The organism is Flavobacterium sp. AED (genome assembly GCF_000812945.1).
Taxonomy (GTDB): domain Bacteria; phylum Bacteroidota; class Bacteroidia; order Flavobacteriales; family Flavobacteriaceae; genus Flavobacterium.
In genome coordinates, this window is sequence record NZ_JSYM01000007.1 from 1 (window position 1) to 22,083 (window position 22,083).

General features: G+C 35.7%; 23 protein-coding genes. 7 read left to right on the forward strand and 16 right to left on the reverse strand.

The window, feature by feature from the left end; all coding sequences use genetic code 11:
* Positions 1–924: TonB-dependent receptor domain-containing protein (locus OA85_RS16090; RefSeq protein ID WP_039110873.1), on the forward strand; the 924-nt coding region annotated here is incomplete at its 5' end.
* 322 nt (positions 925–1,246) lie between these two features.
* Here OA85_RS16090 and OA85_RS16095 read toward each other — a convergent pair.
* From OA85_RS16095 to dinB, 12 genes are all read right to left on the reverse strand, one after another.
* Complete coding sequence (locus tag OA85_RS16095; protein ID WP_039110874.1) at positions 1,247–2,050, reverse strand: PRTRC system ThiF family protein; 804 nt, start codon at positions 2,048–2,050, stop codon at positions 1,247–1,249.
* Positions 2,047–2,763 (reverse strand): PRTRC system protein B, encoded by a 717-nt coding sequence (locus tag OA85_RS16100; protein ID WP_039110875.1) that lies wholly within the window; start codon positions 2,761–2,763, stop codon positions 2,047–2,049. The genes OA85_RS16095 and OA85_RS16100 overlap by 4 nt, the downstream gene beginning before the upstream one ends.
* Positions 2,760–3,851, reverse strand: a complete 1,092-nt coding sequence (locus OA85_RS16105; protein WP_052257285.1) for a hypothetical protein — start codon at positions 3,849–3,851, stop codon at positions 2,760–2,762. The genes OA85_RS16100 and OA85_RS16105 overlap by 4 nt, the downstream gene beginning before the upstream one ends.
* 56 nt (positions 3,852–3,907) lie before the next feature.
* Positions 3,908–4,126 carry a PRTRC system protein C gene (locus OA85_RS16110; RefSeq protein WP_039110876.1) on the reverse strand — a complete coding sequence of 73 codons (219 nt, stop codon included), beginning with the start codon at positions 4,124–4,126 and terminating at the stop codon, positions 3,908–3,910.
* Positions 4,120–4,659 (reverse strand): PRTRC system protein E, encoded by a 540-nt coding sequence (locus tag OA85_RS16115; protein WP_039110877.1) that lies wholly within the window; start codon positions 4,657–4,659, stop codon positions 4,120–4,122. Before OA85_RS16115 ends, OA85_RS16110 begins: the two co-directional genes overlap by 7 nt.
* A gap of 4 nt (positions 4,660–4,663) precedes the next feature.
* Complete coding sequence (locus OA85_RS16120) at positions 4,664–4,870, reverse strand: hypothetical protein (RefSeq protein ID WP_052257286.1); 207 nt, start codon at positions 4,868–4,870, stop codon at positions 4,664–4,666.
* A gap of 49 nt (positions 4,871–4,919) precedes the next feature.
* Positions 4,920–5,978 (reverse strand): DUF932 domain-containing protein, encoded by a 1,059-nt coding sequence (locus OA85_RS16125; protein ID WP_039110878.1) that lies wholly within the window; start codon positions 5,976–5,978, stop codon positions 4,920–4,922.
* Positions 5,979–6,015: 37 nt separating this feature from the next.
* The gene (locus OA85_RS16130) at positions 6,016–6,411 is read right to left on the reverse strand and encodes a single-stranded DNA-binding protein (RefSeq protein ID WP_039110879.1); all 396 of its coding nucleotides are present in this window, start codon (positions 6,409–6,411) and stop codon (positions 6,016–6,018) included.
* Positions 6,412–6,800: 389 nt separating this feature from the next.
* Positions 6,801–7,235, reverse strand: a complete 435-nt coding sequence (locus tag OA85_RS16135) for a DUF1810 domain-containing protein (RefSeq protein ID WP_039110880.1) — start codon at positions 7,233–7,235, stop codon at positions 6,801–6,803.
* 86 nt (positions 7,236–7,321) lie between these two features.
* Positions 7,322–7,936 carry an alpha-ketoglutarate-dependent dioxygenase AlkB gene (locus tag OA85_RS16140; protein WP_039110881.1) on the reverse strand — a complete coding sequence of 205 codons (615 nt, stop codon included), beginning with the start codon at positions 7,934–7,936 and terminating at the stop codon, positions 7,322–7,324.
* A 22-nt stretch (positions 7,937–7,958) separates the two neighbouring features.
* Entirely contained in the window at positions 7,959–11,015 is a 3,057-nt protein-coding gene (locus OA85_RS16145) for a DNA polymerase III subunit alpha (protein WP_039110882.1), read from the reverse strand.
* 6 nt (positions 11,016–11,021) lie between these two features.
* On the reverse strand, positions 11,022–12,203 hold the full coding sequence (dinB, locus tag OA85_RS16150) for a DNA polymerase IV (RefSeq protein WP_039110995.1): 1,182 nt from the start codon (positions 12,201–12,203) through the stop codon (positions 11,022–11,024).
* Positions 12,204–12,290: 87 nt separating this feature from the next.
* On the opposite strand from dinB, the gene OA85_RS16155 reads away from it, so the two are divergent.
* The 5 genes from OA85_RS16155 (at position 12,291) to OA85_RS16170 (ending at position 15,894) form a co-directional block, all read left to right on the forward strand.
* Positions 12,291–13,067: a helix-turn-helix domain-containing protein gene (locus OA85_RS16155; protein ID WP_039110883.1), complete on the forward strand. Its 777-nt coding sequence runs from the start codon at positions 12,291–12,293 to the stop codon at positions 13,065–13,067.
* Between the two features lie 143 nt (positions 13,068–13,210).
* Entirely contained in the window at positions 13,211–13,387 is a 177-nt protein-coding gene (locus OA85_RS17430; protein WP_156129477.1) for a hypothetical protein, read from the forward strand.
* Positions 13,374–13,967 carry a hypothetical protein gene (locus tag OA85_RS17115; protein WP_052257287.1) on the forward strand — a complete coding sequence of 198 codons (594 nt, stop codon included), beginning with the start codon at positions 13,374–13,376 and terminating at the stop codon, positions 13,965–13,967. The genes OA85_RS17430 and OA85_RS17115 overlap by 14 nt, the downstream gene beginning before the upstream one ends.
* Positions 13,967–14,209, forward strand: a complete 243-nt coding sequence (locus OA85_RS17785; protein ID WP_039110884.1) for an ABC-three component system middle component 6 — start codon at positions 13,967–13,969, stop codon at positions 14,207–14,209. Before OA85_RS17115 ends, OA85_RS17785 begins: the two co-directional genes overlap by 1 nt.
* The gene (locus OA85_RS16170; protein ID WP_039110885.1) at positions 14,200–15,894 is read left to right on the forward strand and encodes a DUF2326 domain-containing protein; all 1,695 of its coding nucleotides are present in this window, start codon (positions 14,200–14,202) and stop codon (positions 15,892–15,894) included. The genes OA85_RS17785 and OA85_RS16170 overlap by 10 nt, the downstream gene beginning before the upstream one ends.
* A gap of 88 nt (positions 15,895–15,982) precedes the next feature.
* On the opposite strand, the gene OA85_RS16175 is transcribed toward OA85_RS16170, so the two are convergent.
* From OA85_RS16175 to OA85_RS16190, 4 genes are read right to left on the reverse strand one after another with little or no spacing between them, the layout of a single operon-like run.
* Positions 15,983–16,954, reverse strand: a complete 972-nt coding sequence (locus OA85_RS16175; protein WP_231557119.1) for a YhcG family protein — start codon at positions 16,952–16,954, stop codon at positions 15,983–15,985.
* A gap of 21 nt (positions 16,955–16,975) precedes the next feature.
* A complete protein-coding gene (mobC, locus tag OA85_RS16180) occupies positions 16,976–18,958 on the reverse strand; it encodes a conjugal transfer protein MobC (RefSeq protein ID WP_039110997.1) in 1,983 nt (660 codons plus the stop codon).
* Between the two features lie 17 nt (positions 18,959–18,975).
* Entirely contained in the window at positions 18,976–20,280 is a 1,305-nt protein-coding gene (locus OA85_RS16185; RefSeq protein ID WP_039110998.1) for a relaxase/mobilization nuclease domain-containing protein, read from the reverse strand.
* Positions 20,265–20,660: a mobilization protein gene (locus OA85_RS16190; RefSeq protein ID WP_082014184.1), complete on the reverse strand. Its 396-nt coding sequence runs from the start codon at positions 20,658–20,660 to the stop codon at positions 20,265–20,267. The genes OA85_RS16185 and OA85_RS16190 overlap by 16 nt, the downstream gene beginning before the upstream one ends.
* A gap of 913 nt (positions 20,661–21,573) precedes the next feature.
* On the opposite strand from OA85_RS16190, the gene OA85_RS16195 reads away from it, so the two are divergent.
* Positions 21,574–21,864: a hypothetical protein gene (locus tag OA85_RS16195; protein WP_345959476.1), complete on the forward strand. Its 291-nt coding sequence runs from the start codon at positions 21,574–21,576 to the stop codon at positions 21,862–21,864.
* Positions 21,865–22,083 lie beyond the last annotated feature (219 nt).

The window sequence follows — 22,083 nt, forward strand, 5'->3', positions numbered from 1 at the left end:
GAAAACATTTTTAAAGTCTCCAAAAACTTTACTGTTACTCCTGGCTTTCGATTTGAATATTTAAGAAGTACTGCCAAAGGACATAAAGAAGTAGAAGGCGACATTCAAATTACAGATGAAGTTAGAAACAGAACTTTTGCATTAGCGGGGCTTGGATTGGAATTAAAACCTGGAAAAAACACCAGTATCTATGCCAATATTAGTCAAGCTTATCGCCCGATAGATTACAGCCAATTAGAACCTTTTGGAATCAGCTCTAAAATTGACCCCAATCTAAAAGATTCAAAAGGATTTAACAGTGATTTAGGCTACAGGGGTACCATTAGAAACTACCTGAATTTTGACATTGGTGGATTTTATATGGCCTATAACAAACGTATTGGCGTTACTTTGGCGACAGACCCTATCACTGGGGATTATTATTCTGTTAGAAAAAATATTGCCAATAGTGTACACCAAGGTCTCGAAAGTTATATCGAGTTTAATATTCTAAAATACTTCAATTCACAATCTAGTTTTGGTTTAAGTATTTTCAATTCCTTTGCCTACGTAGATGCAAAATACACCACAGGAGAATTTAAAGGAAAAAGAGTCGAAGCCGCCGCTAAAACTATAAATCGTGTGGGTTTAATTTTTAGCACTAGTAAATTATCGACTACTTTACAGGTTAATTCCGTTGGAGATGCTTATGGAGACGCTTCAAATGCAATGAGCAGCGAAGATCCGGTTGCGGGCTATATTCCAGCTTACACTGTTTTAGACTGGAGTGCTTCCTATAAATTAAATAATTTTGCAATCAAGTTAGGTGCCAATAATTTAACTGATAAATCATACTTTACCCGTAGAACAGATGAATATCCTGGACCGGGAATAATCCCTGCGGTAGGAAGAAGTTTTTATTTAGGTTTTACAGCTAAATTTTAATAAAAAAGACACAATTGTCTAGTCCTGAAAAAACCGATAGAGGATTAATAACAAAAAAAAACAATTTTTAAACAGTGGTAAGCAAAAGTTTACTGCTGTTTTTTTTGTTTTATAAGTCCTTATTTTAATTTGGTCTTGTAAATGCATTTGATTAGTGTCATTTAGATTTTATTTAAAAATCAGACTTAATAATAACAAATTAGCAGGTGCTTGCGTAAACTACCGCACCCATAGGTGGGGTAGTTTACGCAAGCACCTGCACCGCTTTCAACCGCCGAGCAATTGTTCTTACGCAGGAAGAACAATTGCTCGGCGGCGGGAGTCAGGCCACCAATATAGGCTGTGACCTGAAGTTGGCAAGATTAAGAAAGAAGCCTCTATATTCCGTCATACCTTCACGAAACAACTTCCATAGCAAAGATGCTCCCATATTGGCAAGAGTGGAATTAATAAACAAGTCCTGCTTTTCCAGTGCTTCAGCAAGGGAGCAACTCGGTTCTCTGTTATCAGTCTGTGCTTCTAATAGTTCCTTAAATTCATTCGTGACCATAGGAAGATTGGATACTGTCCTGTATAGATTGGAATTTGGCTGTTGGATTTCTTCTATTGTGGACAGTATACCTTGTCCTGTATTTCGGGCATTACCAATATCCAACCAGTACAGGGATTTATTGCGTTCCCAATTGCTGTGTACTGCACAATCCTGTAAGGCGGTTGCAATATCGAACCTTGCCGATACGGTATCCACACAGCTGATATAAATGTTTGCCCTGCCTTGGTTAGGCAGGGATTTTAAATTAACTGTGCTAAACTGCTCTGTTACCGCTTTCCAATTCGTTCCAAAAAAGCGATTGTTTCGGTTAATGAGTACCACGGATTTGGGCAGTCCCACCTCAGCATCAGCAAAGAGTTGTCGTCCCTGATTGGCTGTGGTTACAACATCATCATCGAATAGATTGACTTGTAGTCCTGCATGTCCCAAAGCAATAAGACTATGGTTCATTCTCGCAAGTTCCGTAAGCATTCTGCTTCCTGTTCCTCCCGCACCAATAAGGTTCACGGTAACAGGATTGGTTGGATTTATCAGGTAATTATCTGCGTAATGCATGGCTTTTTGCGTGTTCATGACAGTAGTTTTTTAATTGTTAAACTATTTTTAAGTAAGGATTTCATGGGAAACGGTTTTCCGCTACATACAAGGTTCTGCCAAAGTTGAATTATGTTTCCTTTTATGGGACTTGTATCTTCAATCAAATGACTGAAATAACTATTAAAAAAATACTGTTCCCACTCTTGTATGAATTCCTCTAAAAGACAATCCGCCTGTATGTTGACCGATACGGTACCCATGCAAACCTTACCATCAGCATATAAATTAAAAAAAGGCGCATGGTATAAGATAGTTTGTTCGTTTATTTCCATGTCTTTGTCCATTGCATAAATGTATAAGTTGCTTTTGGAGGCTTTCCATAGCAAGGGCGGTACAAATGCTTTGCCGTTTGTGATGGCTAAACTATCCACGAAAAATAAATTGACTTTTTGTGCAGGCGTGTACCAAATGGCATAACCATCATGCTCGGGATTGATGTACAGTACATTTTTAGGAAGCAATCCTGATGGTTTTAAAAATTTGCGCATGAGTTTGTCGGAAGTGTCCAAGGCATTGACGAGCTGATTACTTTCTTTTAGGTTTAAGGGGTGGGCATTTATGGGATAGCTATTTTTATCCATATCATAGGCTTCTACATAAATATTCTTATCAGCGGTATCTTTCTGATAAACTACAAAGGCTTTTATTGGGTGGTATAATGCTCCGAATTGTGTGGTTATATCTTTCATGGTGTATTATTTAAAAGGGTACATAGGTCGTTAATTAAAGGAAAAAGTCTGTATTCAAAATCCAATCCTTTGTTGGATGGTTGGTTTTCGGCATCATAGATTTGTAGTAAAGTCGGCTCTTCCATTTCGGAGCATTCATTGAATTCGTCATTGACCACACGGGCTATATTCTCGTACAGTAATCCATTGCTATCTGCTATGAAAGAAATGTACTGTTCTGCTTTGATGACTGTGTCATCATATTCAAATTCACGATTGGACGTATTCTGAAAAATAGTATAGTCAGGATATTCGAGCAGTAGTGCCAATGCTTTTTCTGCGACTGTAAGACAATCTTTTTCAAAGAAGGTTCTTGGTCTGTAACTCTCAGTTCGCTGTTTGAAATAATTCAGATGATAGAGGTTGTATATTTTACGGAGCATTACATCCCCATAATAAATAGCCTGATTAAATTCTGAAAGTGTACTATTGCTTTCCTCGGTTTCATCATTCTCAAAATCATCGATGAGCCATTCCTCCATACATTCATACTGATAAAAAAGATAACTACTGTTTTCCCTGTAATACGGAATCCCTGCAATATGGTACAAATAGGCAAATACAGATAACAATAGTTCTGCGGTTTGTTTGTGCTTCTTGTTTTGCAACAATCGGTACAACGGCAGTATAGGAATATAATACAATGTATTGCCTGTGTTATAGGTGTGATTGGTTGCTAGTTTTACCATACCGCTATTACCCTGTAAGATGGTGAGTTCAATGTCCTGTCCTGATTTTCTGAGTTGCTTTTGAACGTATGAATGCGTTAACAGGATATTGTACGGATAGGGTTTGTTTTCTACATCCATTATCTCAAAACCATACAACCCTGTCAGGATAGCAAGCGAATTAAAAAATTCCTTTTGTGTCTGTATGCTATTTGGTAATTTTTCGCTCTGTTCAAACAACGGTAAAAACTGCTGTTTTAGAAAACCATCGGTAAGAGTTCCAACGGTGCAGAATTGTTCCTGTACTTTTTTACTTCCTGTGCATCGGGCAATCTGTTTGCATTTTCTGCCCATGTGCCTAACTGCTCGTATAGTTTGCATAGCTTTTTGTTTTTAGGCAATCTGATACTGCCTGTTATAGTTTTCGTTTTCATGGTTTATCCTTTTGTGCCGATCTGTGATACAAATTTGTATTGCACCGCATCGTCATTTATAAAAGGCCCCTCAATGGTTGCCGTAGTTAAAATCGGATAGGTTTGTGCATAAAAGTTCAAAACCGCTTCGGGACTGAATGATGGTGAAGGGTCAGCGAGTTTAATATCCTGCTCCCTGTCCCTGAAAGTAAAAATGCGTACTAATGTGGTAGCTATTAACATGGTTCCTCTGTATTAGGGTCGTTGAAAAGGTCGATGGGAAATTTATCGGAGAGTTCCGCTTTGCGTTTATGAATGATGTCTTTGTATTCGGGATAGACATCCGCCTGTGGCACTTTCATCCACGCTTCCTTAAATTTACCTGCTGTTTCGAGTTCGTCAGCTTTCTTCATGCCTTCCTCATATTTTTTCTGCATTTCGGTTTTTTCTTTGCCTATCTTAAGAGCGTTGCCTTTTTCCATTTGTGAAGCGATTTTTGCTTGTTCCTTTTCTTTAAGGAACTGGTCCATATTGGCAAAAAGTTGTGCCGTTTCTTTAACAGGCTGTTCAATAGCCTCAAAAAATCCCTCGTCGAGTTCCTCTGCCGTACCTTTTAGCAAAATGGGCGGTACTTTTTTTCGGGCATCATCGCCGATGCTGTCATTAAAAAACAATACAGATACAATGAGTTTGTCTGTATCTTCTTTGGCTATGTTTATTTTCCAGTTTCCTGCTACCTGCAAGGTTAGAATAGATTTAAAAAAATTGGTTTCCATTGTTTTACAGTTTAGTTCGTTTTATGTCTAAATCATTAATTTTTACTAACTTCTCATAAAGGTCTTGCCAATACGCTTGCCGTTCTTGGTCAAACCGCTTAAAGGCTTTATCTGTATGGGCGAAATCTCTGAAATAGTCTGCCTGTTGCAAGGCTTCGGGTAAATTGGTAACGGTAATGTTTTTCCCGTATTTATCTGCTACTTGTATCATGGCGCAAGGATTTAAAAGGACAGGCAGGATGTGTGCCTGTCCTGATTGGTTAATTAAGAATTAAAGCGTCCGAACCTTTATTGGCAAACTCCAAACAAAGATTAAAAGCAGACTGTGTGCGGAGTTGTCCCGTGCCACCCATCAAAAGAGAGGTTAGTTTAGCTTCATCATCCTTATAATTTCTAACATTTTGAAAATACCCAGTCACGGAATTATACGCTCCGAACACCGTTCCTTTTGTCGTATCCATCAATTGTGTAGGATCACTCATGGCATATTCAAAAGCACTATCTACCATGTTGGTAAAGCAGGTTGAGAGTTCCTCTTCCCTGCCCTCCTGTATGGATTTCAGTACTTCCTTATTGGGAACTAGAGCAGACCGTATCAGTTTTTTTACTTCGCTGTCCGTAATGCGTACTTTTGTCCAATGGTTGAAAATGGTTTCCATCTGTGCCGATAACATGTCGGATATCCCCATAACTTTATGTGCCTGTTCCAAACGCTGTTTGGCATTGGAGGTATGACGAATGCGTACCGTATTGGTTTTGTTGTTCATTGCAGCATTAAGGGTATTGGCGCATACGATGCGAATTGGTGTAAATGCGGCGGTTATGCTTCCACTTCCATCATGTGAGGTGGTCAGAAACAAGTACTTTTCGATAAGGTCCTCATTTCCGACCCGAATATAGTCAGGCAGTTTTGCGGTTATAAATATGCGTTCCCCTTTGCCCAAAGCCCCTGCAGTTTCGTATAAAATCCCGTCACCGCCCACAATGCTGTCAAAAAAAGAAAAGGCATCCCTGTTCTGCACGATTTGATAGTCTTTACCCACCACACCCAACACGGCATCGTTGTCAGTACGTACGGTGCTGAAATAATTTGGTACTTCAATTTTGTTGTGAATGGTTTCTCCATCAATAATGGTTTCTCTCGAAGGTGTAAACAGTTTGCGTTTTTCTACCTCATAATCCAATCCTGCATGTTTGATTGCTTCTGCGCTCGTGGAATAGTCCTGAATGATTTGCCCCAAATTGTGCCAAGCTTTTTCCTTTACGCTGAAAAAACTGTGTTTTCCTGACTGCTCGTTGTAATTTATATTATGTGCCATGATATTAAAAATTTAAATGATTAGTATATTGTTTGGACTAAAAAGGCAAATCGTCTGCTGTTTCAGATTTATTCCCCTGTGCTATGGAAGACATTACACCGTTTTCTGTTTGCTCCGTTTTTTTTGCAAAAGCCAAAATTTTAATATTATTGGTGTGAAACGTAAGGCTACCTATAGGTTTTCCTTCGTGGTTGTTATACACATTCAACCCGATACGCCCAAATAATTGTACGAGTGCTCCTTTTTTGAGCCACTCAGCTGTCTTTGCATTTAACCAATAGGAACAATTGATATAGGTAACTACTTCCTTTACCTCGGTACTTCCTTTGGGTTTGTAATTGTCATTGATGGCGATACTAAAATTGACCACTTGTTTGTCGTTGCTCACTTTGTGAACGACTGAATTTGCTGTAATTCTGCCTGTGATTTCCATAATTTTAATTTTTAATGATTCCTATTATTTACTTTGTCTTTAACCCTCCATCCCGCAAAAAATATTTTCAAAACGAAAAAACGGGAAAAAAGAAAGCAAGAAATAAGTGGCCTAAGAATGCGGAGCGCTATAAGTCCCGAAGGGTGGCGCAGCCATTATGCGCGTGCAGCATACGACGGACACTATCTTAGCTGCCCTTTTAGTCCGTTTCGAGTGGAAATCTGATTAAATTTTTTTTAATTTTTTAAGCAAAAAAAAATCTGATATTCATAATATCAGATTAAGTGGTAAATGTTTTCGGAATGTGGGAATAAGCAAACTATTATTGATAGTTATCTAATAGCTCTAGTAGAAGAATATATTTTTCAAATTACAATATTTGCTTTGGATTAGGATCTTATCAAGTTTAGTAATTGTAGTGTGAGTTCATCAGGTAATCCATTGAAATATTTTACCAATACCTTCTGAAATACAGGATTGGTATTTTCAACATTTGCAAATAATGTCATGCATGATTGTAATTTCATGTCGTCAGGAGTTCCAAATATCTGTGTTACTGTTTTTCCTTTGAGATTTAATACTTCCTCAGCAATTTCAACCAAATGCTTACCCAGAATGGGATGCTGTAAGTATGCAGTGGCTTCATTCAAATCCTTGATTCCGTAATACTGTGCAGTCTCACTGGAGCCCAATCCTTTGATTTGAGGAAAGATATACCACATCCAATGGGTATCCTTTTTGCCTTTTTTGATTTCTGAAAGGGCTTTTAGGTACACCTGATTTTGTGCGTCTAAAAATTTGATTAATTCGTTGTTATTAGTCATTTTTCTATTTTAGGTGCTAGCGATAAACCCTATCACTAAATTAATACTTTATTTGTTATTTATTCAAGGATATTATATGTAATTTATTACAAATTATTGTTTATTTGCCTGAAAGTAAGGTTAATTCTGGGGAGGACCTGTTTAGCAGTTTTGGGAACCTGGTGCTCCCAGAAGCTATTTGTTGTTCCCGCCATTAGTAGTAAAGAGCCGTGATGCAAAGGGATTTCTATTTGTGGAACATCGTTGCGAAATTTATGACGTAAACGAAACATACGAGTTTCACCGAATGTAACCGATGCAATATTCATATTTTTATTGGTACTACGTGTCTTATCACTGTGCCATGCCACACCGTCTTTGCCATTCCGATAAAGATTAAGTAATACAGCATTAAATTTCATGTGCGTTTCATTTACAACGCGTTGGTTGATTGTACGCAATTCGGAAGGCCAATCTGGACAGTCTGGGTTAATTATATCTTCGTACCATGAGATCATCCGGGGTGCTGTTACCGTTTTGTCATACATAGGCATCTGATATTCATGCCATGGTGTGTTGTTGAGTAGGGTAGTGTAATAGTTATCTGATTCTTCCTTGGTGAAAAAATTATCATATAACATGAGTTCGGTATCTGGAAGGTCAAAGATTTTTTTTCCGCCAGTGCCTGATGTAAATATTTCTGTGTCATTGAAAAGTATCATTTTGAATAAGTGTTACTAGTTATCATGTATTCATTTTCTGCCTTGGTAAATTAATTTCATGCTCCTGAGGATATGGAGCCCGATGTGTCATGCTGATGTCTTCCCGAATATGTTCGTGAACTTTATATTGCCTGTCTTTGGTATTTGAATATCGGGGATCAGGAATAAAAGGCATTTTGGCCATTTTGGTAACAGTAATGGTAGGAAAGTGATAATCTACCTCAACATTTCCCAAGAGTAAATAACAGCCACCGCCTTGGAAAGGGTATTTTTCAAGACTATCCGTAAAGTGAGCAGTGTCGAAATATTCCCCTTCTATGTCTATCCAAGTGCCAAAATACATGGTACCTCTTTTGGTAGGCACGTGTTTTCGGGAAATCAGATAAGCGAGCATTTTTACAGTTTTTTTGTGGTGTTTTACCAAATCCTTTGCCATTACATCACCCTTGTATCTGGTCTGCAACAAATCGAAAGGGGAGCAGGACACAGGAAAACTTAACAATTCTATTTCATCAAAGGCATCTTCAAAAGGAGAGCGTTCCAATACAGGTAGCTTATACTCTTTGACCGGTTCTTGAAGTAACATCATGTTTCGGTTTTCGGGTTTGAAGTTTACCAGAATTAATCGAGCTATCACCAGCAATTGGTTTTTTGTCTTACCGGTAAAGTGAAATGCACCAATGAAAATTAGAATCTGGATTCCTTCAATTCCTATGGGGATTCGATTTATAAAATCTTCTAATGATTTGAATTCGCCATGTTCTTCACGCTCTGTAATTATAGCATGTGCAATTTTAGTTTCCAAACCTTCAAGGTGCATCAAACCTAGGTAGACATCGATACCATAAACTGTAGTTTCGTATTCACTCTTATTGACACATGGATTGTGTACGATAGCTCCAGACATTCGTGCCTCATGAACATAGACTTCAGTACGATAAAAACCACCCTGATTATTGATGACCGCCACCATAAATTCGATAGGATAATATACCTTCAAGTATAGGCTTTGGTAACTCTCCACGGCATAAGATGCGGAATGCGCCTTGCAGAAAGAGTATCCGGCGAAAGATTCAATCTGACGGTATATTTCTTCACTCAATTTTAAAGGATGCCCTTTTTGAACACAGGAGGCAAAGAAATTATCTTTCACTTTTTGCAATGCAGTTTTCGAACGGCCTTTGCCACTCATTGCCCGACGCAGAATATCACCATCAGCAGCTGGAAGTCCTCCATAATGCAAGGCAATCTTAATTACATCTTCCTGATAGACCATAATACCGTAGGTCTCGCCCAGCTGTTCTTTAAAAACATCATGGAAATACTCGAACTTGTCTGGATTATTATGACGGAATATATATTCTTTCATCATTCCTGATTGTGCGACACCCGGACGAATAATTGATGAAGCTGCCACAAGTGTTTTGTAGTTATCGCATTTAAGGCGACGGAGCAGTCCGCGCATGGCTGGGCTTTCAATGTAAAAGCATCCGATTGTTTTTCCGCGTTCTAAAAACGTATTGGCTTTGGCTTCATCTTTGGATAATGACGTATCTCTGATGTCTACTTTAATACCACGGTTCTTTTGAATCAGCTTTACGCTATCATCAATATGCCCAATACCACGCTGACTTAAAATATCGAACTTTTCAAAGCCAATATCCTCTGCAATATGCATATCGAAAAGAACAATAGGGAACCCTTTTGGAGGCATTTCCAGAACTGTATAATTGGTAATGGGCTCCTCCGAAATCAATATACCGCAAGAATGCATACTTCTCTGATTTGGGTATTTTTCGAGCATCATTCCGTATTCCTGAACGTACTTGACTACTGAATTTTTATCATGTAAAGCCATTGGGTTTTTAGCCAGCATATCCAATTCTTCCTTTGGCAAACCAAACACTTTTCCTACTTCCCGAAATATTGATCGGTACTTGAACTCTACATTGGTTCCACAGAAAGCCACATGATCAGCACCGTAGCGATTGAAAATATATTCGAGTATTGTATCGCGTTCTTTCCAGGACCAGTCGATATCAAAATCGGGTGGACTTTTACGATTCAGATTCAGAAAACGCTCAAAATACAAATCCAACTCAATAGGACAGATGTCTGTAATGCCAAGGCAATAACTCACAATACTGTTGGCACCGCTTCCACGACCGATATGTAAAAAACCCTGACTATTGCTGTATCGGATGATATCCCATGTTATTAAAAAATAGCCACTGAATTCCAATTCATCAATCACTTTCAATTCCTTTTCCACTCTGGCTTTTGCCTGAGGGTTATTGTTGCCGTATCTCCAAACAAGTCCTTGGTGTGCAAGGCTAGTAAGTAATGCCATATCACTCTTCCTGCTGTTGGTGTAAAACTTTTTATTTTTTGGGGTTTTGAAATCGAATTCAAAATTACATTCTTGAATTATTTTTTCGGTATTCGCCACTATCTCTGGGTACTCGTTATATTTTGCCAGTAGTTCTTCTAAAGGTTGCATCACTTCAGAAGTTTTGCAGTAGTCCTCTTCAGTAAGTTTGGATAAAATGATATTCGTATCGATAGCCCGAAGGATCTTATGCAGATTGAATTTTTTTTTTGTGCGGAATGTTACCGGTTGCAGAATAACCATTTTACTCTGTTTATTTTTCCATTCCTGTAGGTATAATTTAGTGAGCTGTTCTGGACGAATACCGATATATTCGTTTTCTTTTAAAACAGAGGGTACATTTGCAAATGGATAAATAATAAAAACATCTCTAAATTCAGGTGCTTCTAAAGGTAAAGTTGTATCCTCAAAATTATGTTTGGTCAGGAATCGGTTCATTTCTGCAAGACCTTCAACATTTTTGGCCAGACCTATATAACGTAATTTATGATTGCATCGAAATTCCATACCGACCAATGGTTTTATCCCAACCTCATTGCATGCTTTTATGAAATCGTAAATACCAGTAACCGTGTTGATGTCTGTCAATGCCATAGCTTTGACATTAGATGCAACAGCTTGTTGTATCAAGTCCATCAACGGGATAGTGCCGTAGCGCAGGGAGTGGAAGGAATGGCAGTTGAGATACATTATGAATTAGAATTTGCGTTTTAAAATTTCTGCTTTGTTGTTGGGCTTGAACGTTGCACCAGCGCATCGCATTACAGCATCAAAGCCATAACGGCTTTTCATTTTGTCCATGGCTTGATATAATGACAGCATTTCTTCTGTGTCCTCAAACATATTTATTTGGTATGTGCCTCTGACTAGTCCACTGAAACGAATTCCGATCAATCGGAGGCGCATGCGGCGCTGGTATAATTTATCAAATAAATCGGTAACATTTTTAGTCAGGATGTGATCGGCAGATGTATATTGTATTCGGCATTGTTTGGTTTCCGTATCAAAATTAGAATACCGTATCTTGATGACTACTGTTGAGGTGAGCCATTCTTCGGAACGTAGTTGAAAGGCCAATTTTTCGACCATACCGATAAGTATTGATTTCAGTTTTTGAATATCGATTGTATCCTGTGCAAAAGTATGTTCTGTTGAAATTGATTTCCGTTCCGTGTAGGGCTCCACTGGATTGTTGTCTATTCCGTTGGCTTTTTTCCATATTTCGATACCATTCTTACCAATCATTCGTTGCAGCACTTCCGTTGGCATTTCGGAAAGTGTCTGAATGGTACGAATACCAATTCTTGACAATAATTGAAATGTAACATCGCCCACCATAGGAATTTTTTGGATGGACAGTGGATTTAAGAATGGTTTTACCATGTGTTCCCGTATTTCCAAATTCCCCTTTGGTTTTCCTTCTCCAGTTGCAATTTTAGAAACGGTTTTGTTAACCGATAAAGCAAAACTTATTGGTAAACCAGTTTCATTAGTAACCGATTGTGCCAGCTCATTGGTCCATTTATACCCACCATAAAATTTATCCATGCCGGTAATATCGAGATAGAATTCATCGATGCTGGCTTTCTCCATTATTGGGGCTTTCTCTTCAATAACTTGAGTAACATCATGGGATAATTTAGAGTATAATTCCATATCGCCTTTCATCACTTTTGCCTGCGGGCAAAGCCGAAGCGCCATTTTAATTGGCATAGCGGAACGAACGCCGAACGTTCTTGCTTCATAAGAACATGAAGCCACTACGCCACGGTCACCACCACCAATGATCAAAGGGATACCTTCTAATTTTGAGTTGCCTAACCTTTCACAGGACACAAAAAACGTATCCAAATCCATATGTACAATTGCTCTTTCCATAGTCATCCCATTTTATACACTACAAAATTAGTACAGGTTGTAACAAAATTAATTATATTTGCTGTTACAAATTGTAACAAAATAAATATGTCTTTATTTTCAGACAACATCAGGAGCCTTAGGGTGAATAAAAAAATTTCGCAGGAAAAGCTCGCTGAAAGCCTTTTAATCACTCGGGGTCGGTACGTAAAATACGAAGACGGAAGCTCGGAAGCACCATATGAAATACTGAAGAAAATAGCGCATTATTATCATATCAGTATTGACCTGTTGCTTTCTGTGGACGTGCGGAAAATTCCGATGGATGATTTGTTGAAATTGGAAAATAACAGATTGGTACTGCCGATCACTGTTGATAAGGACGGGGAGAATTTTATTGAAGTCGTTACACAAAAAGTTAAAGCTGGCTACTTAAATGGTTATGCCGATCCTGAGTATATTGAAAGCCTGCAACATATTTCATTGCCTTTTTTGGGTCCAGGAAAGCACAGAGGGTTTCCAGTTGAAGGAGATTCGATGCCTCCTCATGAAGACGGTAGTATTATCGTCGGGCGTTATATTGAAAAATTGGGCGAAGTCATGGATGGCAAGACCTATATATTTATAACCAAAAGTGAGGGTATGGTGTATAAGCGACTGAATAAAAACAAGAAAAATGTACTGGTTGTAGAATCAGACAACCGTTTTTATCCCGCTTACGAAGTCAAGGCTTCGGATATTCTTGAAATTTGGGAATACGAGTGTAATATTGGGCGGAATGACAGGAAACAAGAAATCTCTGAATCTGTAAGTGTGAAAGATATGTTTTTGGAGTTGAAAAGGGATATTCTGGAAATTAAGGCAAAGACATTCAATTATAGATGATTGTTTATAGATGATTGTTGTCTATATTTTTATAGATCTATTAGTAGTAATTTTATTTGTAAAAATAAGTTTTTCAGAACCATTTAAAATTATAAATTTACACAGCTTGAACATTTTTAAGTAATCATAATAAATTTACAACTATGGGAGGAGAAACAATTTCAATTATCGCTAACATATGCGGTATACTTGGTTTTTTTATAAGTATTTTTGCAGCTTCAAAAGTAATTACTTTAACAAAAACAATTGGAGATAAAAATAGTCAATTCACATTAGGGAAAAAGAACAAGCAAAAGATAAGTACTGGTGACAAAAAATAATCAAAGTATTTTCGGGTTTAACAATAAACAAGAAATCACGCAATTAATTGTTGATGATAAATACATACATCGTTTAATATCACTACCAAATAATCCCGCTGATTTGAATAAATTGGTATTGCATATTTACAATGGTATTGTTGATAATGAAAACCAGTATGAGAGACGAAATTTGCCACCTGATATTGATGAAAAACTTGATTTTAATAATGTCCTTACATATCGATTTTTAATTGAGTCAAATTATAGTGAAAATGCTTATTATTTGGAAAATGCATATGATTCTTTAAATTCTGAAACGCCTGGAAGAAAGAAAGTTTTTTTGAATTATATAAATTCATTGTATTTACAAGTTTTGGGAGATTTATTAAAAAAAAATCAAGGAATGAAAAGGATGGAAATCGTAAATCAATTTGCTGATACAATTATTTCCGATGTAATTAGTTCTTTATTAATTAGTATTGCATCCAATACCAAAGAAATTTCACATTTAAGTTCAGAAAGTGTAAATTTAAATGTATTTACGATTGTTTGTCATGCATTTGTAGACTGCAAAGTTTTAGAAAATCCAAACAGCTAATGTTACTACCACAAGATGTTGCCCCAGAAAAAAGCCTTTATGTTATTGGAGGAAGAATTATAGAAACATTTAATTCTATTAATTTAAGAACTATTGACACAAAAACTTTATATACTTCTTATGTCTCAATGTTTAGACAACAAGATTTGAGTTTTAGCTATTTTTTATACGCTCTAGACTGGCTGTACATAATTGGCTTTGTAGAAATATATAACGATACAAAAATTAAAAGATGTTTCTAAAAAAGCTAGTTATAAATAGAAATGGAAAAATAATTAGAGATATTCCTTTTATAGAAAAAGGCTTAAATTTAATTGTTGATTCGACACCATTGAGAATAATGAATTCTGAATCAGGTAATAATGTTGGTAAAACTACATTTATTCGGGCAATTGATTTTTGTTTGGGCTCTAGCGGCAAAGATTTATATAAGGATAAAGAAACTGGAAATGACAATGAAGAAGTCAAAGATTTTTTATTCAAAGAAAATGTTGTTTTTGAATTAGAATTAATTACTAATGACAAAAAAATAATTAGATTAATAAGAAGTTTTAATTCCGAGAACGACCTTTTTATAGACAATGAGAAATACAGTGATTTAAAACGATATTGTTTTAAACTAAATGAGTTATTTTTTGGTATTCCTTCTACACAAACAAAAATCAGTTTTAGAACAATAATTAAAAAATTTGTTAGGTCAGATCAATATTCGGAAGCAAACTTATTGAAAGTCTTATCAACATTTAAAAATGATAATGATTACGAAGCAATGTATCTATATTTGTTCGGTTTTCCTGAACAAGATATCATTAGTAAAAGGTTAAATGTTTCTGCTGAGATAAAAAAATTGACTAGCCAACTTACTAAAATGAAAGGCAAAAGTAATTTGCCAAAATTAGAAAGCAGACTTACTCAAATCGATAAATCAATAGCTGAGCAGGAAAATATTATAAAAACTTTTAATCTTCCAAAAACATATGATGATTTATTGGAAAAATTGAAAGATGTAAAATCTGAGAGTGCTGAATTATCATCTCATATTGCTAATATAGACTTAAAATTAAGTTTAAGCTATAAAAGTAAGCAAGAATTGACAGAAAGTAAAAGTAAGATTGATCCGAACGTTATTAAAGGTTTATATGAAGAAGCAAAAGTTTTAATTCCACAAATTCAAAAAACTTTTGAAGAGGTTTTGAATTTTCACAACAAAATGGTTTATAATAAATTAAATTATGTTGAAAAGCATATAGAAAAATTATTAAAAGATAAAAATCAAAAAGAAAAACTTATAAAACCGATTTTACAAGAACAATCAAGAATCTTGTCATTGCTGGATAATAGTGGAAGTTTTGACGATTTAATAAAAGTGCGAGAAGAGCTAAATGAACTTTATACAGATAGAGGTAAAATTGTTGGTCAAATAGAAACTATCAAAGAGCTTTTAAAATCAATTGATGATAATGTTGACATTTTAGATGATTTAACCGAGGTTTTCAATACTTATCTGGAAGCACTTAATGAAAATATTCAGGAAATATTTAATAAATATTTTAAAAAGTATACTTTTTTAACTCACGGAGAACAAATCTATTTATTATATAATCCCGAATCTAGAAAATTTGAATTTGATAACATAAAAGGAAATGTTGGAGATGGTTATAAAAAAACTGATATTATTGCTCTGGATTTTGCATTTATTAATTATTTTGAAGAATTGGGCATAAATTTTCCGCGTTTCGTTGTTCATGACAAAATGGAGATAATTCATAAAAATCAAATACAAAAAATCTTTGAAATTGCAGATAATTTAAATGGACAATTTATTGTTTCTGTGTTAAAAGAAAGAATTATGTTTCTTGGACAAAAATATATTGAAGATCATACAATCCTCGAGCTGTCAGAAAATGATAAATTTTTTAGATTTTAGATTTAAATGATTAGTAGCTATAAAAAGTAATGGGTACATATAAATGCGAGAGAACAAAAGGGCATATCATTTTTTAATATAAATAGTACTATTTCAATATTTCATTTAACTTTTGCTTTAATAAATGCTTGTCTGGAAGCTGAATCTTATATTCAGTTACCATTGTTGGCGAAAGACTTCGGCTTAAGGCATATTCAACAACTGCATGATCCTGATCTTTGCATAACAATATTCCAATACTTGGGTTTTCATTTTGTTTTCTTACGTCTCGATCCAATGCTTCTAAATAAAAATTTAGCTGACCTAAATGTTCAGGTTTAAACTTATCTGATTTTAATTCAAATGCAACTAGACATTGTAAGCCTCTGTGATAAAACACCAGATCAATGTAAAAATCACTGTGACCCACCTGAACTTTGTACTCCTCACCAATAAATAAAAAATCTTTGCCTAATTCAAGTATAAAATTTTTCATTTGTTTGATTAAGCCTTTTTGTAAATCACTCTCGTTATACGACTCAGAAAGATTAAGAAAATCAAATATATAACTGTCTTTAAATGTGTTTGTGATATCAGGATGTAATTCTCTCATCACTGATGAGAGTTTTGTATTTCCTATAATAGTTCTTTCAAAAACACCACTGTTTATTTGTCTTTCTAACTCTCTTGAACTAAATTTTTCTTGACTCGAAAGCCTCAAATAAAATTCTTGTTCTTCGATTGACTTTGCCCTGCTCAAAATAATAAGGTTGTTTGTCCAGCTAATTTCCCTCAGCAGTGCTGAGAGTTTTGGAAATGCATTATAGGTCTGATAAAATTGCTTCATCCTCCAAAGATTCTTATCCGAAAAACCTTTTATTTCGGGTTCATTACTTTGTAAATATTCAGCTAATTCCTTAACAATAGACTGGCCCCATTCTGCGCTTTCAATACGATTATGGATGTATTGACCAATGTTCCAATAGAGATTGATCATTTCAGTATTGATGGCAGTAATTGCTTTTGATCTGGACTGCTTTATTAATTGAATAATATCGGTAAATTGTTCTTGTAGCATCATTTCTATGTTTTAAATTAAATCTTATTTTTTTACCACTAAATGAGCCTGTGCAGGATCATTTAAAAGTCGTTCCATTTCAGAATGGATAATCTCCTTGATATCCTGTTTTATTTGGAGATAGTTTCGTTGGACCATTGTGTTGTCAAGTTTACGTATTGCAGGTATCTCCTTATAATTGTCTTCCTCTTTTTTAAGCGCTTCATGATCATTCACAATTTCGCAGTGGAATGTTTTCAACTCAATTTTGCAATCGGGATCATCGGCTACCATACCTACAAATTCACCAGAACTAAGTCCGGAAATTTTGGAAGGAGGCACCGCAGATTCCAACTGTTTTGAGCGGCTAATTGAAGTATCTCCACTATTAATAGAAAGACTTTCCCTGTCCTGCATGATCTTTCCGAAACGCTCTGATAATTGTTTAGCTGTATCCCCGGTAACCTGTCCGCTGATGATGTTTCCGGTGATGTTCATGATCACATCGGCCTGCTCACGTCCATAGTCTTTACGCAACTGGCTGAAGTCCTGAATACCCAAACAAGTAGCTACCTTATTACTTCTAGCAGTAGCAATCAAACTATCCATATTGTTCAAATATATAGTCGGAAATTCATCGAATATCAGGCTGCTTTTCTGTTTGCCTTTTTGGTTGACCAACTTTACCAATCTGCTTACATAAAGTGATAATACAGCACCGTAAATTTGTATTTTCTGTGGATTATTCCCCATACATACAATTTTTGGTTCCTCCGGATTATTGATGTCCAATGTGAAATCATTACCTGATAAAACATAATACAATTGCGGAGAAGAAAGCCTCGCCATTGCGATTTTTGCCGAAGCGATTTGACCTTCCAATTGGTCCATTACATTATTGAGGTAGGCATTTACAAAAGGATTGATGAGTGCCTCAATTTCTTTTTCAGTTCTAAGCAAGGTAAACAAGCTATCATAGTCTGCTTGCATGAGTTCTATAACATGGGGAAGCGTACAAAATTCGCCGTCTTTATATTTTCTTAAATACCATATTATGGCTGAGAGAAAATTGATCGGTGATTCCACAAAAAAATCTCCCTGACGTTTGATCCATTCCCGATTTAATCCTAACAGAATGGTGCGTGCAGATTCAGAAGCATCGGTAATATCACTCATGGCTGAAGGCTCCAATGGATTGCATCGGTGTGTTCGGGTCAGGTCGTCAAAATTAATAACACAAAATTGTGGTGGTTTCGGATAAAGATGTTTGTATTTGAGCCAGGTATTATAAGCAATTTTGGAAAGGTCATCGAACTTAAAATCATAAATAAACATAGTAAAACCTTTGCGTATATGCTGGGTAATGACATGACGTATGACGAAATATGACTTACCAGAACCTGGAGTCCCCAGAACCATCAGAGCACGAAAGGGATTAATGATGTTTATCCAGCTGTTTCGCACCTTATCTTTTAAATGATATCTGGCTGGAAGGTTGATGGAATATTCATTCTCCAAAAGTCTTTCTTCTTGAGGAAAGGTCTCATTTTCGGTATTAAAAATATCCTTTTGATTGAGCCTGTTTTTTATAATACGCGAGAGCAAAGTACCTCCGGAAAGCACCAAAAGAAATCCAACTGAACTAATAGTTATATAAGCAATCGCTGCCTGTACTATTTCTATTTTCAGATATAATGAAAGATAGCTTATAAAGTAAATTAGGATACCCGTAATTATATAAGCAAAGGCCGTTTTATAATTCAGTTTTTCATCTTTACGTCCTTTAGCACCTATTAGGGAAATTATCAAAAAAAACAATGCAAAGATTTTGGATTTGTAAAAATTACTGAATAATCCTGTATGGTGAATGTTGCCCATAATTTTATCACTGAATCCACTAACAAGATGCCACTCCCGAAAGGCAGCGTAGCAGTAATAATAAAAATGAATCCCCAAAACAATGATGCTGATTAGTCTGGTCATGTCGAGTATCTTCCTCAATGCCTGTTCGTTTTCTCCGGTCTGCATAGCCATAATTTTAAATTTTATTGATTATTAGATTGTCCTCTTCTTTTTTTCTTTTTGCCTTTGAGTTGATACGGAACGTAATTAGCAGCCTGTTCGGATTGCGTAAGCATATCCAATAATTGCCCCCCTACTAAATCGGATCCAACTGATTTATTACTTTGAAAATCATCACCAAACGAAGTTGTATTGATTTTCGAATGAGTCGTTTGAGATGCAATTCCCTGTGATTTTTCACTATCTGAACTTCCCATTTTTTGTTCCACTGGGCTAATTGATTCACAGCGTTCCTGAATTGCTTTAGCACTGTATTGTTTGCCCAGCGTACTACCGTTAAAAACACATTTTGTGGTATGGTCTACATAAGTAATCCCATAAAGTAATCCTTCTGCATTTTTTCTAAAAACAGTATTGATTCCATCTTTTTCCAGTAGTTGCACCATTTCCGTAAGTGATATTTTCGTTCTTAAAAATGCCATATCAATAGCGTTTTTTACCCTTCTCCTATCGGAAATTTGACCAGTGGTGTTGGATGCAAATTTTCCTTCTAAAAATTTCAGGGTTGGCTTGTTGTAAAAGAGACTGGCCTTTATGGGTACACCGATAAGTTTGCCATTTTCATCCAGTATCCGGTACATTAATCCTTTTGTCTTAAACATTCTTGAATTTTCATTGCCTCTGTCTGCCAAAACATTGTATTGTTGTAACACTGCATTCAGCTCCGGAAGGCTGGTATATTTATACGATGAAAGCACCTGGGCCAATACATTTGCAATGGCTTTTTTGGATTCGTTTCGCCCATAGTGAATCTTTCCTGAGATGATAGGTTGGAGTTCAAAATCTTGATTATTTATACGTCCTTGCGCTTTAACAAGTCCAAAAAGTTCTTCGATTTCTTTTCGCGCTGGTTCAGATCGGTTTCGACCGATATTTTGCATGTCGATCCGCTTACCATCCCTCTCTACATTTATGGATACCAGATGGAGATGCGGATGCCCGGAATCGTGATGCTGGTATACCAGATAAGGTTGTTCTCCAAAACCTATTTTCTCCATATAAGTATCTGCAATAGTCATTAATTTTTCTTTGGAATAATTTTCCGAAAGATGAAAATTCAATGAGATATGTACACTGTTTCGCTTTACATTTTCATTTAATTCCAACTGTTTCAAAAAACGATTCAGTTTTATAGTACCGCTCATTTTATCCACATCAATTGGATAATTTCCGGCACCAACACACTCTGCTACACCCTCTTTTACTTTGTTTTCATTATAATAGAAAACCTTGTGGATTGAGTGTCCTGTTTTTATGATTGCAACCATTTTTCTGAGATTTTTTGGATGCATATTTTGATTTCATCAACCTTGTTCAAAAGGATTTTTTTATCTTGTTCAGAACTGATAATCCAGACTTTAAATTCAGGAATTTGGTCAAGGGTATGTAGTTTTTTTACCGCCTGATTAAAGTTGTTTCCGATGGCATTTAATTGCTTATATAGCAGCGTCATTTCACAGGTCATATCATCTAAAGATTGATTCCTGTAATTGGTGTTTATTGGTTTATTAAATAGGTGTTTACGAATGTAATCACTCAGCTTACGGCAAGTACTTGCTTTCCATTTACGTTCAATTTTCGCATACTCTTCGGGTGTAAACCGTAACCCAACAATGCGTGTTCTGCTTGAATTTTCTCTTTCCATCATCTCTCATTTTACTCATTAATTCAATTTGTTTCTTATCGGTATTCGTGAATTCGCTACATTTCATTTCATTATTATCAAACTCTTTTGATCCTTTCAGTGTCACTGCTAACGAGTCCCGAGTATAGAGCAGCAAGAATCTGTTGTTAAACAACAGGACATCTTGCCGATTGCAGGAACGTTGCAATCTTACAGCCACTTTAAATGTTTTTTAGATATTCCAGCATTTCTAAAATATTCAAAACTCAATTTCCCCACTTATAGCTCTTTTTATAATATGTAATATATTAATATTGGTATTTCAGCCATTCATAGGAACTATCAATTCAGTCATTAAATCTCGATGACTTATATAAAGGGGTATTTTATCATCACTTTCGGTAGTCAAGGAAAGTGCACACTCCTATAATTTAAAAACCATTGCAACCGGATAATTATAAGTCCAAATTTTACTCACCAATTTTCCATAAAAGGTAGTGCTCTTTCCAAGCAATAAAACAACTTTAAAACAACAAAATCCTGACTGTTTTTAGGAAGGTTTTTGGTTGTTCATTTTAAAGGGTAACAGTTGTCATTTAATACTTAAATGAAATCATCTTTCCAGAACTTTTTTATCTTTCCAGAACTTCCCTTTGACAAACCGCTTCTTTTGAAATAATTGTCAAATTTTATACTCTTGAAAATCATTTTTTAAACCATTTTTAATTGACACATTTTATATCCAATTCAAAGCACATTTCTGTAACTCTGTTTATCTAAAATCCTATCGTACATTTTAATGTTCAGCATTTAAATCAGATACAAAATTAAGTAAGTGGTATGGATTCTACCTATCATAGGTAAATTTTACCTATCAAAATTCATAAACGACTTTATACCTTTACAGAATAAATTATTAATTAAAAACGTGAAGATTATGACAACAAATGATGTGGCCAAGGTTTTTGATACTGTACTCAGTATCCCTGGAATGAATGACGTAGTGAAGATTGATTTGAAAATTTCACGAAAAAATGTGCTGTTATTAAACCATGTCATTGAACGTGGATTAGCTGCTAAAGACGATGATAAACCATCGATTCTCATGACAAGTGTTCCAGAAGAAAACCTTCAGGAATTAAAACTGTTTGGGGATGAGTGTTTACAAAAAGCCGGACTTATAGAACTCAATGAAAAATTGAAGACATTGAGCGAAACCGGGAAGTAATAACAAATTATATAAGAAGAAAATAGCTGGGTGCCAAATAAACAAATATTGTTTATTTGGCACTTTTTTTATTCGTCAATTTTATTCCAACGATGCTTTTTTAAAACTTTAACTAAAATTGCGGATTTTGACAAATTCATGCCGGATTTCGGTAACACGTTATCAAACAGACTATTGTAGTTTTGTTTCAGTTTCAATTCCAAATAATTAAATCATAAA

Bases quoted from the DNA above. Each gene is read 5' to 3' on its own strand.
- OA85_RS16095 (WP_039110874.1), bottom strand. From the start codon at position 2,050: ATGAACACGCAAAAAGCCATGCATTACGCAGATAATTACCTGATAAAT.
- OA85_RS16100 (WP_039110875.1), bottom strand. From the start codon at position 2,763: ATGAAAGATATAACCACACAATTCGGAGCATTATACCACCCAATAAAA.
- OA85_RS16105 (WP_052257285.1), bottom strand. From the start codon at position 3,851: ATGCAAACTATACGAGCAGTTAGGCACATGGGCAGAAAATGCAAACAG.
- OA85_RS16110 (WP_039110876.1), bottom strand. From the start codon at position 4,126: ATGTTAATAGCTACCACATTAGTACGCATTTTTACTTTCAGGGACAGG.
- OA85_RS16115 (WP_039110877.1), bottom strand. From the start codon at position 4,659: ATGGAAACCAATTTTTTTAAATCTATTCTAACCTTGCAGGTAGCAGGA.
- OA85_RS16120 (WP_052257286.1), bottom strand. From the start codon at position 4,870: ATGATACAAGTAGCAGATAAATACGGGAAAAACATTACCGTTACCAAT.
- OA85_RS16125 (WP_039110878.1), bottom strand. From the start codon at position 5,978: ATGGCACATAATATAAATTACAACGAGCAGTCAGGAAAACACAGTTTT.
- OA85_RS16130 (WP_039110879.1), bottom strand. From the start codon at position 6,411: ATGGAAATCACAGGCAGAATTACAGCAAATTCAGTCGTTCACAAAGTG.
- OA85_RS16135 (WP_039110880.1), bottom strand. From the start codon at position 7,235: ATGACTAATAACAACGAATTAATCAAATTTTTAGACGCACAAAATCAG.
- OA85_RS16140 (WP_039110881.1), bottom strand. From the start codon at position 7,936: ATGATACTTTTCAATGACACAGAAATATTTACATCAGGCACTGGCGGA.
- OA85_RS16145 (WP_039110882.1), bottom strand. From the start codon at position 11,015: ATGTATCTCAACTGCCATTCCTTCCACTCCCTGCGCTACGGCACTATC.
- dinB (WP_039110995.1), bottom strand. From the start codon at position 12,203: ATGGAAAGAGCAATTGTACATATGGATTTGGATACGTTTTTTGTGTCC.
- OA85_RS16155 (WP_039110883.1), top strand. From the start codon at position 12,291: ATGTCTTTATTTTCAGACAACATCAGGAGCCTTAGGGTGAATAAAAAA.
- OA85_RS17430 (WP_156129477.1), top strand. From the start codon at position 13,211: ATGGGAGGAGAAACAATTTCAATTATCGCTAACATATGCGGTATACTT.
- OA85_RS17785 (WP_039110884.1), top strand. From the start codon at position 13,967: ATGTTACTACCACAAGATGTTGCCCCAGAAAAAAGCCTTTATGTTATT.
- OA85_RS16170 (WP_039110885.1), top strand. From the start codon at position 14,200: ATGTTTCTAAAAAAGCTAGTTATAAATAGAAATGGAAAAATAATTAGA.
- OA85_RS16175 (WP_231557119.1), bottom strand. From the start codon at position 16,954: ATGATGCTACAAGAACAATTTACCGATATTATTCAATTAATAAAGCAG.
- mobC (WP_039110997.1), bottom strand. From the start codon at position 18,958: ATGCAGACCGGAGAAAACGAACAGGCATTGAGGAAGATACTCGACATG.
- OA85_RS16185 (WP_039110998.1), bottom strand. From the start codon at position 20,280: ATGGTTGCAATCATAAAAACAGGACACTCAATCCACAAGGTTTTCTAT.
- OA85_RS16190 (WP_082014184.1), bottom strand. From the start codon at position 20,660: ATGATGGAAAGAGAAAATTCAAGCAGAACACGCATTGTTGGGTTACGG.
- OA85_RS16195 (WP_345959476.1), top strand. From the start codon at position 21,574: ATGACAACAAATGATGTGGCCAAGGTTTTTGATACTGTACTCAGTATC.